Consider the following 13,221-nt stretch of genomic DNA (forward strand, 5'->3'; position numbering starts at 1 on the left):
AGTTCTAGTATAAATAACCAACAGAGTCTCAATTAGTTGCCATATAGAATGAGAAAATTTTTAGCATTATGTGTGTTTGGTCTAATAATGGCGATCGCCTCTGTAGCTGTTGCCGTTCAACCTTTGTTCGTCGCTTATCCTCCCGCTAACCACAAAACTACAGCCGATCGCATCTTTTTAATCGGTACAGCGCCGGCACCGGGACAAGTGTTAGTAAATGGCAACCAAATTTCGCGCACCGCATCCGGCCATTTCGCCCCGACTTTTCCGCTGCAACTCGGCGAAAATCTCTTTACATTGCGTTACGAAAATCAGGAAGTCAAAATTAAGGTGACGCGGGAGTCGAATCAGCCGGAAGCCCCTGTAGGATTCGCTTTTGCTAAAGATTCCCTGACGCCCAAAGTCGATGTGGCGAGTTTGCCGGGAGAATATATTTGCTTTGGGGCGATCGCACCTGCGAATGCTCAAGTTTCGGTAAAATTGGCGGGCATTACTATTCCTTTAAAAGCGCGATCGCAAGCCGAACTACCCGACAACGCATCTGTACTGTTAGACGCAAATTCCCCGATCAAAAAAGGCGGCAGCCAACAGTATCAAGGCTGCGGTAAAACCCCTGAGAACGCCCTCTCATCTAAGGGAGAAACAGTTGATTTAGGCGTGCCATCGTTTGAGTTAACAATGAACGATCAAACTATCAGCCAACAGGGTACTGGCAAGATTTCTATTCTTTCTCCGGCTGACTTAGAAATAGCCGAAGTAACAGCCGGTCCTGGTGTCGCCCGAACCGGAGCGAGTACAGATTATTCTCGGATGACACCGCTGCCGAAGGGAACGCGAGCAACCATTATCGGGCGCGAGGGAGAATGGATTCGACTCGATTACGGTGCTTGGATTAAAGCATCTGAAGTGCGAATTGTCAAGGATACAGTGCCTCCGCGATCGATTATTCGCAGCGCGAGCTCGCGTCAAGTTTCCGGCTGGACAGAGGTGTTATTTCCCTTAGAAACACCCGTCCCAGTCACCGTGCAGGAAGGAGAACGCACTTTCACTTTAACCCTGTACAATACCACCGCTCAAACTGACATTATTCGCGTCTCTGATGACCCGGTAATTTCACGTTTGGAATGGCAACAAATCTCGCCACTGCAAGTACAATACACTTTTAATCTCAAATCTACCCAGCAGTGGGGTTACAAGTTGAGATACGACGGCACAACTTTAGTGCTGTCTTTAAAACACCCGCCGGCGAATACAAGCATGATGCCTATGTCGCAAGCAAAACCCTTGTCGGGAATTAAGATTCTCATCGATCCGGGACACGGCGGGCCGGAGGATACTGGTGCGGTGAGTCCAGTGGGAATTAGGGAAAAAACAGTAGCTTTAACAGTGTCGAAATTGGTGCAACAGGAATTGGTAAATCGGGGGGCGAATGTGCTAATGACGCGGGTAGAAGATGTCGATTTGGATTTGCCGCCGAGGGTGGAAATGATTCAAAAAGAAGAACCTGCGATCGCCATTTCAATTCACTACAATGCTTTGCCGGATAACGGGGATGCCATTAAGACTAAAGGCGTCGCCGGTTTCTGGTTTCACCCGCAAGCCCACAGTTTGGCAATCTTTTTGCACAATTATTTAGTTGCCAAGTTGAACCGTCCGAGCTATGGTGTATTCTGGAACAACTTAGCCATGACTCGTCCTGCCGTTGCTCCATCTGTTTTAATGGAATTGGGATTTCTGATCAATCCTGAAGAATTTGAATGGATTGTGAATCCGACAGAACAAAAGAAATTAGCTGAGGCGATCGCCCAAGGTGTTACCGAATGGTTTGCCTCAGTCAAATAACAGTTAGTAGTAAGGACTGAAGCCCTTCTCAAAAAAATCATAGTCAGGACTTCAGTTCAGCCAATCCAAGGAAATGAAATAATGCTAGTTTTTACTCAATCAAAAGCCTTTTTTATTGCAGCCGTCGTTGCAAGTTTTAGCTTCTCACTTTACAGCTTTCCTGTTTTCGGCAAGCAGCAAAGCCTGGCTCCCGCAAAAGCAGAAGCTTTAAAAAAGCAAACTCAATGCTCGTTTATTACAGGTGAAGGTGGCGCTGTTAACATTCGCAAAGGCCCAGGCAATCAGTACCCGGTTGTTGCTAAATTGAAAAGGGGAGACGGAGTTAGGGCTGTCAGCAGACAAGGTAAGTGGGTGAAAATTGCCGCTAGATTTTCGGGTAATCCTCCTAATGAAACTTTTACAATCCTTGACGGTTGGGTGAACAATCAATTTATTAATGGCTGTTCCGAAGACCAATTTGACAGGTGGCGGCAATAGGGAATTTAGTTTGTAGTAAGGACTTCATTCCTGAGTTTTGATGATGACTAAAGTCCTAACTACAAACCCAACCGGGAAATTTTTAAAATTGGTACAAAAAAGACGATCGCCCTGATTCATTGTTGCATTCTCAACCAGCTAAACACCTGTTCGGCGGTGATATTCAGGGGAATCATTTCGGGTACAGGAACCACATCGCTACCTTCGCAGAATTGCGGTTGTGGGTTGGGTAAAAACGCTAAAATCGATCGATCGTCTGGATCGATTAGCCACCCCAACTGACAATTATGTTGCAGACAGTGAATGATTTTTTTAGTTACGCGATTTGAGCTTTGTTGTGGCGAGAGAATTTCGATCGCCCAATACGGTGCAATTAGCACATCATCTACTGGTTCACCGCTCTCATCAAATTCAATTTGTTCCCACAATAGTACCGCAATATCTGGAACAATCGATCGACCGCCAAAGGTACACTGCAACTCTGGAAAAGCGTAAGCTATCTTTGGAGTTTCCGTCACCTGATTAATTTCGTTGCAGGCTTTTAATCGCAATAAGCTGTGCTTTGTTTTCGGCAGCGGTTTTTGGATAATCTCCCCTTCAATGTATTCGCTGGCTGGTTTGGTTTCTGGCAGTTTCAGAAATTCTTCCAGCGTGAGGCGCCCAGTTGCGATTGTCATAAATAAATTACTCGGTTCTACCTATCTTCAGGGTAAGCGAAAAAAATATTGATCTTGCCTAATAATTGTGTTATCTAGCCTAATTTTGCGGAACAATCTGCTGTTTAAATTCAAACAAATTAGGATTTTCCGGGTCATAAAAAGCCCGCAACCAATGCACGTTTGGAGAACCAAAAGTTTCAACTCTAGTAAAATTTTTCATTCTCGGTAGTTGAGTCTCATCGGTAAAATGGGGTAAAGGTTTATCGATGCGGAAATAGTGAGTATCGCCGTGGACGAATACAACCTGCCCGGGGAAATTGCCTGTTTCTGTTTCCAGAGTTGCGATAAAATCGTTGTAGCCACTTCTTCTTTTGTCCGTCGGATCGAATTCAAATCCCGGGTTTGCCTGTGCAACTAACAGAATTCCTTTGCTGTTGCTGCGTTTGGCTAAAGCAAAACATTCTTTGATCCAGGCTAAGTTAGCCCAATTGCGATCGGCATATTCTGCATCTGCTTCGGGAGTGCGGCCAAGATTGTTGTTGCTTCCCGGCATATTAATCGCGAAAAACACAACGCCATGATAAATCCAGCGAACATTTTCGCGGTATTTAGCAAACTGCGGGTTTTCGCTTTGACGGGTGAGAGTTAAGGTGTGCTTTCCCAAACTGTGATTACCCTGGCTGAAGATTTCCCGCAGTTTAGCGAGTCTTTCTACTGGATCGTAACTGCCGTTATTTGAACGGTGGCAATCCGTCCATTCATTATCGCCATAGGCAAGAATAAATGGAATTTCAAAATTGTCAAATAACTGCTGGCGGCTGACAAAAGTTGCATCATCACAGACACTAGAACCGTTTTTAATGTCGCCGTCGTGGACTACAAACGCTGCGGGCGATCGATTGATATCTGCAATCAAATTCGGAAATTGTGCTTCCTGTTCGGCACTGTAGGGCAAATCGCCAATCAAGGCAAATTCAAAAGGTCGATTTCCCGAAGTTTGAGCGTAAGTTAAAACGCCAAAACCCGTAATTGATACAAAAATAATAAGGGCAAGAATGAGATAGTTTTTTTTCATCAATTTAGCCGTAACTAAATTAGTTATGATACCATGTAAGCCGACAAATCACTCTCAAAAATCATGAATTTTAGTCGGTTGCTCCCGATAATTGCCATGCTTTCGATCGCAGGCTGCAATATCCAAACACCACAAACTAACACACAGCCTACAGAAAGTCGATCGCCAATTGCAGCCCCTGTTCCCGCCAAACCAAAGTCTGAGATCAAAGAAGCAACACTAATTGCTGTCGGCGACATCATGATGCACAGTACCCAAACGATCTCGGGCTACGACGCAAAAAAGAAAACATACAATTTTGACAGTTTCTTCGCACCAGTTAAAAGTATCCTGTCAACAGGCGATTGGGTCATCGGAAATCTCGAAACACCTTTAGCGGGCGAAGATGCGGGCGGATATACGGGATATCCGCTATTTAACGCCCCGGCTCAATTAGCAGATGCTGCTAAAAAAGCCGGATTTAATATCTTGACAACCGCCAACAATCATGCTTTAGACCGGGGAGAAAAAGGGGTAATTAGGACGATCGCCAATCTGAGCGATCGCAAAATTGCTTCCACAGGAACAGCCACATCTACCGCCGAGGCTTCACGCAGTTTAATCAGCACCAAAAACAATATTTCACTAGCCATACTAGCTTACACATACGGCACAAACGGCATTCCCATACCCAAAGGCAAAGATTACTTAGTTTCCCTAATCGACGAAAAAAAGATAGTCAAAGACATTGCCAAAGTCCGAAAACAAGGAACAGATATTATGGCAATTTCCCTGCATTTTGGCAATGAATATGAGCGACAGCCAAACACCCAACAAAAACAATTAGTGGAAAACTTATTAAAAGCTGGTGCAGACATCATTCTCGGCAGCCATCCCCACGTCGTCCAACCTTACAAAATATTTAAGTTTCCTGGCAAAAATGGGAAAACCCGCAAAGCTGTAGCAATTTATTCAATGGGAAACTTCATTTCCGGTCAGACTAAAAATTCTACAGACTTAGGCGTAATTTTACAAGTAAATATTCGCAAAAAGTTTCCCGAAAAAACCACAGAAATTACCAGCATAAAAACTATTCCGACTTGGGTACACCGCCATACTCAGAACAATAAAACAAACTATCGCGTTTTGCCCTTAGAAACAACTGTCAGCCAGAAAAAAGATGCACTACTAGCAAGTTCGCAGTATCCAGTATTAGCAAAATATTTACGGGATATGAACAACCATCTTAACTCTTTGAATACTCAGCAGAAATCAGAGTAATTGGTAATTGCACTTCTTCTCCCTCTTCCTTCGCGTCCTTGGCGTCTTCGCGGTTCAATTCAATTCAACTGCTTAATTAACCAAGCGATCGCCCCTGCGACATCAGCAACCTGCTCAACAGCGGGAATCGGTGGCCGCTGCACCATCACAACCGGAATTTCCAGTTCCCTAGCTGCCACAATTTTCGCATAAGTAGCATCGCCACCGCTGTTTTTGCTAACAATTGTATCAATCTGATATTCCCTGAGCAATTTTCGCTCATTTTCTAAACTAAAAGGGCCTCTATCTAATAACAATTTACCATTAGGAATAGGAGTATTTAGTGCAGGAGGATCGATCGCCCGCATCAAAAACCAAATGGCATCCAAACCCGCAAAGGCAGCCAATTCCTGCCTACCAATGGTGAGAAACACCCGCTGAGACTGCCCTGATAAAGCTTTTGCAGCCTCCGAGTGGCTGGCAACTTCAATCCAGCGATCGCCCTCCACCCTCTCCCAAGCTGGACGCACCAGCATCAAATAGGGCACATTACATTCAGCAGCAGCAATAGCAGCATTGGCAGAAATCTGAGCCGCAAACGGATGAGTAGCATCAATTAACAAGTCGATCGGGCGATCCTCTCCGAGGGCTGCGCTAACGAGCAAAAACTCCGCCAGCCCCGCCGCCCCACCAAACCCCCCAATTCGCACCGTACCCGTTTTTGGGGTAAAAGGCTGTTGAGTGCGTCCTGCTAGCGAAGATATAACCTCTATTTCAGCGATTTGAGACGCTCTTACCGCCAGTTCCGCAGCATCCCCCGTTCCGCCCAAAATTAGCAACCGTTTTTTCACCCAATTACTCCTAACTTATCCAAGCAACGCCCGCAATTTCGGTTAATAATATGTTTAGTAAAGTTTAAACTGCCAACAACAATGATTCGCTCATTTTTGACATTTTTTACAGTATTAATTGTAACCGGGTTAGTTTGGTTGGGAAATATCGCGCCCGTTGCCGCACAAGTACAACCAACAGATATCACCGATCCGCAGCAAGAATTGGGAGAACTCGTTCAAAAAGCTTTTGAAGCTACCAATGAAGGCAAATTTCCCGCTGCTGAAACTTTTTGGACTCAAATCATTGACAAATTTCCCTCACAAGCCGCCGCTTGGAGCAACCGAGGCAATTCTAGAGTCAGCCAAAACAACCTCACCGCAGCTATTTCCGACTACGAAAAAGCAATGGAACTAGCCCCCGACGCCCCCGATCCCTACCTAAACCGCGGCACCGCCTTAGAAGGTTTAGGACGCTGGGAAGAAGCGATCGCCGACTACAATCATGTACTAGAATTAGACCCCAAAGATCCAGCCGCCTACAACAACCGAGGCAACGCTGAAGCAGGTTTAGGAAAATGGGAACAAGCAATTGCCGACTACAGCAAAGCCTTTGAATTAGCCCCCGAATACGCCTTTGCCCGCGCCAACCATGCCCTCGCACTTTATCAAAACGGGCAAACCAAAGAAGCAATTCGCAACATGAAAAATATCGTCCGTAGATACCCCCAATTTGCCGACATGAGAGCCGCCCTCACCGCCTGTCTTTGGGAAGCCGGAAATCGCGGCGAAGCTGAGAGCAATTGGGTAGCCGCAGTCGGCCTCGATTCCCGCTACAAAGACCTCGATTGGGTTGCCAATACCCGCCGCTGGCCGCCTGTTGCAGTCAGTGCATTGGACAAATTCTTGCACTTGAAATAATCTCAAAGGGACAGTTGGCGGTTGTCATTGGTTATTGGTTATTGGTTATTTCAACAACTGACAACTGACAACTAAGAACTGACTAATTCTCGAATTCGCGCAGCCGTCAACTCCTCGACATTCCTGAAAACCGCTGCTGCACCAGCAGTTTTCAGCGCCGCAGCATAAGCATCGCACCGCACAGAATCATCCAAAACGTGAGGTGGCAAAATTCCAGTCCCCAGCCAAACCCGATTTGGTTGTACTTCCCGCGCCTTTACAACCGTGTAAATATCGGCAACAGTATCTCCCGCGTAAATAACGGGCAAATTGTTTTCTAAACCGTGCAGGTTTTCCAACTGTTCAATTGCGGCGAAAAGTCCAGCCGGATCAGGTTTTCCCGGTGCATCTTCCATCGCCACCAACACAGGGGAATTTAAACTCAGTTTCCCTTGCAAAACGTAAGCAGCTTCATCTCGCATCGCCCCGCTAAAAAAGCCCCAAACAATGCCCCCAACTGTTAAATTTTCCAAGTAAGCCGGACTTAACAGCAGCGGTTCGCTACAAATGTAACCAGTCCAATTTTTATCATCGGGCCCGCGATAGCGACTTTGGAAGAAAGCCACTAATTCGTCATAGTTGAGAGCGAGTTGGTTTCTCGATCGCCCAATCCCCTCAAAATAACGGCAAACTAACTCGAAAGACGCCTGCCAGTCATTATTCCACACTCCCTCCGACTTCAGAGAGTCGATATCGAGAGAATTCGGACGAAAAGCACCCGCCGTGAAATGTTCCACCGCATCCGCAATTGCCCGCCGGTAGGAACCGGACACATCCCGCACCACACCGTCAATGTCGAAGACTAAAATAACTCTGTTCACAACTTAACTATCCTTGTACCTAGGGCCGGTGAGAACCCAAATTTTATCTGTTCCCAGCCCCGGAGTGGCGCTAAAACCAGCCGTGCCACAAAAGTTTTTATGGTCGATGACCAATTATCGAACAGAGTGTGCTACGCTTAGCGATTGTAGAAATTTTTAACAAGTTCGATCGGAACCCTGGAGGTTTGCTTGTCCAAGTTCATCTTAAAAGTTCTCTGGCTAGAAGAGAATGTTGCCCTCGCCGTTGACCAAGTTGTCGGCAAAGGAACTAGCCCGCTGACAGCTTACTTTTTCTGGCCCCGCAAGGATGCGTGGGAAGAACTCAAAAACGAACTCGAAGCCAAACACTGGATTGCTGACAACGATCGCGTCGAAGTCCTCAACCAAGCTACAGAAGTAATCAACTACTGGCAAGAGGAAGGCAGACGGCGCCCAATGACTGAAGCTCAGTCAAAGTTCCCCGAAGTGACTTTTACCGGCAGCAACTAAGCCCCGCTTTAAGTTGCTACCCATATAAATTGCCTGTTATGGCTGACGAGGGGAAGGAGAGAGGGGAGAAGGCGAGAGGATTTGACGCTTTTTCCACCTCGCCGTGAAACATACAATTTAAATGCGCTACAGCTTATATTGATACTAACTCCGATTTTGGGATCTACTCGGGTTTTGGGCTTGGTCGATAATTTGAGATTTGAGATTTGAGATTTATCCAAAATAAAGCTCTCAAATCGGATTTTCTACAATCTAAAAAGACTAAGCAATCAAACCAAATAAATCTAAAATCGGCTTTTTTCTACTATTAAACTGTACAGTCAGCTCTCAACCGCCTTCCCTCCAACCTCCAACCTCAAAATCCCTCTGTTAAATCTTGTACACGGCTTCGTTGCCGAACTTCCTTCTTCCTTCTTCGCGGAATCTATGGGCGCCGAAAGTACAATCAACCAGACCGAACAGCTACCGCTGGTAGTAAATCCCGACATTCTCCAGCAAGCTATCCTCTACAAAATTAATACTCGCATCATCGCTCGCGGAGAATTAGTATTCCCCTGCGTTCCGGGAATGCTAAGCCACTATCTCAAGTCGATAGAACAGCTATTTAGCACTCTGGACAGACCCCTGCCCGAAGACCGCAGAGACGAACTCAGCAAGCTTTTAGCCACCAAGTTAGAACAAGGCTACCGCACCTCCACAGCATCGATGTTGATCCTGCAATACGAATCAGTGCAGCCGCCACAAACTGGTTTAGCTTGCAAAGTCATTGTTACTACCTCAACAGTTGGAGAACAGTACAAAAGCTGGGTAGACACGAGAGAACCTCCGCTTTTCGGCTCTCATCCAGACGCAAAATTGATGGCAACGGCTGCTAAATTGGGCACGCCCGATCGAGTGCGGATTTTGGATGTGGGGGCTGGTACCGGCCGCAATACCTTACCCCTGGCGAGATTGGGCTATTCTGTAGATGCGATCGAACTAACTCCAGCTTTTGCAGAACAATTGAAAGCAGCAGTAACAGCCGAAAACCTTCCCGTGACAGTGACTGAAGGCGATGTGCTCGATCCCTTAATGCGGATGAAACCGGCCCGCTATCAGTTGGCAGTTGCAGCCGAAGTCATCTCACATTTTCGAGACAGCGATCAAGTACGGCTTTTCCTCGCTAAAATGTGCGATTCCCTGTGTCCGGGAGGCCTGTTGCTGTTCAGCACGTTTTTAACCGTCGGCGACTACCAGCCTGATGCCCTGGTGCGACAAGTTGCTCAACTCTCTTGGTCTACTTTATTTACCCCCCAAGAACTCGCCACCGCCATGGAAGGGTTGCCTTTAGTCCAAATATCCGACGAATTGGTGTTTGAGTACGAACGCCACCACCTGCCGGAAGGAGCCTGGCCACCGACGCCCTGGTTTTCTAGTTGGGCAACCGGTCGAGATGTCTTCCCGATGGCAAACGCACGCCCGCCCATGGAGTTGCGCTGGATTTTGTGCCGCCGAAGTTAAAAATTTTTGTCCTTTATAGGCGGACACAGCAATCAAAACTGTTAACCGGCAGTAACAGTTTCCTCAGACATTTTTATTTCAAAACCTTAAATCCGGCTAGCTGTTAATATTGTCCAGCCTGGACAGAAAAATTTACAAAAATATATATTAAAATGTAAAGAGAGCGAAGTTCGATCGCCCCTGGGTGACAAACCCAGTGTCTGATTAGATTCAACGCTGGCCAACCTTTGATTTCTTGCGAAAAATTGGGTGGCTAATGGCAATCGGGCTTGCATAAAATTCGATCGTCATCTCGATGGGTGCAACAAGAGTTAAGATGAATTCAACAAACCTATTCCTCCCGATAGATGACTTTTTAGGGAATAGGGTTAACCAATAGATTAGCTCGCTAGTCAGCGATGCTGCTAAGAAACAAATATGCTTTTAACACGTCCACTACAAGCGTTTGGAGCAATCTTCGGGCACCAACCTTCTACAAATAGATCATCCATCGACCACAAAACCAATAAAAATTATTTGGAGGGGAATATTGAGCCCGCTGTAAACGAACAAATTGACTGGTACATCCAAGTGGAAATGCTAATGAGTAACGCTAAATCTTCCTGCACCAATGAAGAGATTACTGCTTGGCTGCGGGGATTGCTGACAATTGCTTGGGCAGACGGCAACTTTGACGAAGACGAGCAAAAAATGATTGCAAATCTAACTCAGGATGAACTACACCCGCTATCTTTTGAGGCGGGTTTTGAACCTATTGCCCCAGAGGAATTAGCCGCTGTGTTAGGGGAAGACACCGCCAAGGGCGAGGATTTTTTGAGGACAGCAGTCATGGTAGCCTTGGCAGACGGTACATACTCGCTCAGCGAAGACGAGGTAATCTATAAGTTTTGCACAGCTTTGGGGCACAATGTAGAGGCGATAGAAGCTCTCCGACAAACGATACAACAGAGCAAGTCCGATCCGCAGGGGCCCAGCAGTCAAATAGTCTTTGATGCGAATGTCGCCCCCGTGGCGGGAACACCCCTTTCATCTCGGCTACCTAAACCTCACCACAAAAATGTCCTGCAACCAGTCAAAGACTGGCTTGACGCCTGGGAAGTTCACGACCCGAGAGTGGCACACTTTGTCTGCAAAATGATTCCGCCACAGTGTCCGTTTGAGCGAGATGTTGTGTTATTCGGACGCAAAATCGTGCACATTCCGGCGATGTGCAAGATTAACCCGCTTTACGAACAGTTGGTGGGGATGCGCTTTCGAGCTCTCTGCTATTTGGCAGATGAATGTAAGGAAGATGTATCGATATATTGTTAGTAGTCATTAGTCAGTAGTCATTAGTCATTGGTCATTAGCCATTAGCCATTCTTGTGAAATCTTGGATTAATGACTGTAACTATTAACCAATGACTACTAATTAGTCCGGGATGCAAAAACCAGGTTTTTCTACCAAAAAACATCGTTACAGCTATCCGCCCCAGTAGAAAAACCCGGTTTATTCAGTTTTTGTGCGTGAGTCAGGCTAATATCAAATCTGCTTTGATAATACTAATTCAACAAAAGTTTTGGTACAATCCTCAATGTTATACAAATTATTAAAACTCGCCGATTTAGGAGCCGGACACGGCATTGCCGTTTCCCTACAGATGCCCGCGTACAATCTCTCGCTCTGCACTACTTTTCAGAATTCATATAATTATATTTTTCCGACCCTTATAAATCTCGGCTAAACTTGGCTTTCGTCCGCCGACGCGGAGGGAAGGAAAAGAGGAATATGGTACTTGGATCTGGTATCATAATAAGTAATGACTATTGACTGCTGACTATTGACTACTGACTAAATTATGCAATTTATCGATCGAGCAGATATTCAAGTCGCAGCCGGCAAAGGCGGCGACGGTATGGTAGCTTTTCGCAGAGAAAAGTATGTACCAGCGGGCGGCCCCTCTGGCGGGACGGGCGGCAAAGGCGGTTCCGTGTATATGGTGGCGGTGGAAAGCCTGCAAACGCTGCTAGATTTTCAGTACAACCGGATTTTTAAAGCCGATGACGGGAAGCGGGGGGCGCCGAAAAATATGACCGGTGCCGGTGGGGACGATCGCACGATCGAAGTTCCCTGCGGTACAGTGGTTTACGACGCGGAAACTCAGGCAATCTTAGCAGATTTGGTGACGCCCGGACAGACTTTTTGCGTAGCTAAAGGCGGCAAAGGCGGTTTGGGAAATAAGTGTTTTCTGACCAATTCTAACCGCGCCCCAGATTATGCGATGCCTGGAAAAGAAGGAGAACACAAATTCTTGCGTTTGGAATTGAAGCTATTAGCAGAAGTGGGAATTCTTGGGATGCCAAATGCTGGCAAATCCACCTTAATTTCAGCTTTGTCTGCGGCCCGCCCCAAAATAGCAGATTATCCGTTTACAACTTTAGTCCCGAATTTGGGAGTAGTCAGAAAACCGACTGGCGACGGTACAGTGTTTGCAGACATTCCGGGATTGATTGAAGGAGCGCACGAAGGTGCTGGTTTGGGTTACGAGTTTTTGCGGCACATTGAGCGGACTCGGTTGTTGCTGCATTTGATTGATGTTACGGATGAAGATCCGATCGCCAATTATGTCACAATTCAGGAAGAATTGAAGGCTTACAGGCGTGGTTTAGCCAATAAACCGCAGATTTTGGCTTTTAATAAGGTAGATGCGATCGATCTCGAAAGCGAAGAAATCGGTAATTTAATCAGCCGACTTAAAGAAATTAGCGGTGCTCCTGTTTTGTTGATTTCCGCTGTGAGTCGAGTTGGGTTGGATGAATTGATGCAGCAAGTTTGGCAAAAACTCGACGAGATGAACGAGAAAGAGGCGGCGGAACAGTTAGCAGTGGCGAGTGTTTAATCGCTTTCCGGTTCCTGGAATTTCTGTGAATTGGTAGGTGTTTGTTTGAGGGGGTCAAATCTTTAGGCTGTATGGCTTGTGCGGCAAGGGTTTGAGCCTCTATGCTGAAACTATAGGTTCACGGAAACGCTGAAATTATTGCTGTGTATAGCTTTGAGGGTTGTTGAAAATTTTGCCTCTTGACAGGTCGATGCCTGAAATGATATTTTTTGGATGCTTGACGGAACAGTACCTTGAAAACTAAATACTGTAATGCTTCTGGAGCGATCGCCGAAATTAACCTAAATCCCTATCAGGGATTGAAACATTGTCTGACGCTGGACACGGTGACTTCATCACACAAGCCGAAATTAACCTAAATCCCTATCAGGGATCATTGGTGACAAGTTAAGGCTCAAAGCCCGTTGTCAAGGGAATTTTCGGTGGTGGCTCAAAGAACAAGGGCTCCCC

12 protein-coding genes are annotated in these 13,221 nt (G+C 46.3%); 8 read left to right on the top strand and 4 right to left on the bottom strand.

What is annotated here, in order from left to right; genetic code table 11:
• The first annotated feature begins 48 nt into the window (after positions 1–48).
• Both QT996_RS15420 and QT996_RS15425 read left to right on the top strand, forming a co-directional pair.
• Entirely contained in the window at positions 49–1,842 is a 1,794-nt protein-coding gene (locus QT996_RS15420) for an N-acetylmuramoyl-L-alanine amidase (protein WP_333047553.1), read from the top strand.
• An 81-nt stretch (positions 1,843–1,923) separates the two neighbouring features.
• Positions 1,924–2,319, top strand: a complete 396-nt coding sequence (locus QT996_RS15425) for an SH3 domain-containing protein (RefSeq protein WP_333047554.1) — start codon at positions 1,924–1,926, stop codon at positions 2,317–2,319.
• 116 nt (positions 2,320–2,435) lie between these two features.
• Here QT996_RS15425 and QT996_RS15430 read toward each other — a convergent pair whose 3' ends face one another.
• Both QT996_RS15430 and QT996_RS15435 read right to left on the bottom strand, forming a co-directional pair.
• Entirely contained in the window at positions 2,436–2,996 is a 561-nt protein-coding gene (locus QT996_RS15430; protein ID WP_333047556.1) for a Uma2 family endonuclease, read from the bottom strand.
• A gap of 79 nt (positions 2,997–3,075) precedes the next feature.
• The gene (locus tag QT996_RS15435; RefSeq protein ID WP_333047559.1) at positions 3,076–4,053 is read right to left on the bottom strand and encodes a hypothetical protein; all 978 of its coding nucleotides are present in this window, start codon (positions 4,051–4,053) and stop codon (positions 3,076–3,078) included.
• 63 nt (positions 4,054–4,116) lie between these two features.
• On the opposite strand from QT996_RS15435, the gene QT996_RS15440 reads away from it, so the two are divergent.
• Complete coding sequence (locus tag QT996_RS15440) at positions 4,117–5,313, top strand: CapA family protein (RefSeq protein WP_333047561.1); 1,197 nt, start codon at positions 4,117–4,119, stop codon at positions 5,311–5,313.
• Positions 5,314–5,372: 59 nt separating this feature from the next.
• Here the strand turns inward: QT996_RS15440 and QT996_RS15445 are convergent, their stop codons facing one another.
• On the bottom strand, positions 5,373–6,143 hold the full coding sequence (locus QT996_RS15445) for a cobalt-precorrin-6A reductase (protein WP_333047563.1): 771 nt from the start codon (positions 6,141–6,143) through the stop codon (positions 5,373–5,375).
• Between the two features lie 81 nt (positions 6,144–6,224).
• On the opposite strand from QT996_RS15445, the gene QT996_RS15450 reads away from it, so the two are divergent.
• Positions 6,225–7,043 (top strand): tetratricopeptide repeat protein, encoded by an 819-nt coding sequence (locus QT996_RS15450; RefSeq protein WP_333047565.1) that lies wholly within the window; start codon positions 6,225–6,227, stop codon positions 7,041–7,043.
• 71 nt (positions 7,044–7,114) lie between these two features.
• On the opposite strand, the gene QT996_RS15455 is transcribed toward QT996_RS15450, so the two are convergent.
• Entirely contained in the window at positions 7,115–7,903 is a 789-nt protein-coding gene (locus QT996_RS15455; protein ID WP_333047567.1) for a TIGR01548 family HAD-type hydrolase, read from the bottom strand.
• A 177-nt stretch (positions 7,904–8,080) separates the two neighbouring features.
• Here QT996_RS15455 and QT996_RS15460 point away from each other — a divergent pair, with 177 nt between their 5' ends.
• The 4 genes from QT996_RS15460 (at position 8,081) to obgE (ending at position 12,771) form a co-directional block, all read left to right on the top strand.
• Entirely contained in the window at positions 8,081–8,392 is a 312-nt protein-coding gene (locus QT996_RS15460; protein ID WP_293181450.1) for a 30S ribosomal protein PSRP-3, read from the top strand.
• Between the two features lie 426 nt (positions 8,393–8,818).
• The gene (locus QT996_RS15465) at positions 8,819–9,892 is read left to right on the top strand and encodes a class I SAM-dependent methyltransferase (protein WP_333047569.1); all 1,074 of its coding nucleotides are present in this window, start codon (positions 8,819–8,821) and stop codon (positions 9,890–9,892) included.
• 417 nt (positions 9,893–10,309) lie between these two features.
• Positions 10,310–11,203 (top strand): Mo-dependent nitrogenase C-terminal domain-containing protein, encoded by an 894-nt coding sequence (locus tag QT996_RS15470; RefSeq protein ID WP_333047571.1) that lies wholly within the window; start codon positions 10,310–10,312, stop codon positions 11,201–11,203.
• A 527-nt stretch (positions 11,204–11,730) separates the two neighbouring features.
• A complete protein-coding gene (gene obgE / locus QT996_RS15475) occupies positions 11,731–12,771 on the top strand; it encodes a GTPase ObgE (protein WP_333047572.1) in 1,041 nt (346 codons plus the stop codon).
• Positions 12,772–13,221: the final 450 nt, after the last annotated feature.

Origin of the sequence: Microcoleus sp. S13C4 (assembly GCF_036700865.1) — a bacterium.
In the GTDB taxonomy this organism is placed as follows: Bacteria; Cyanobacteriota; Cyanobacteriia; order Cyanobacteriales; family Microcoleaceae; genus Microcoleus.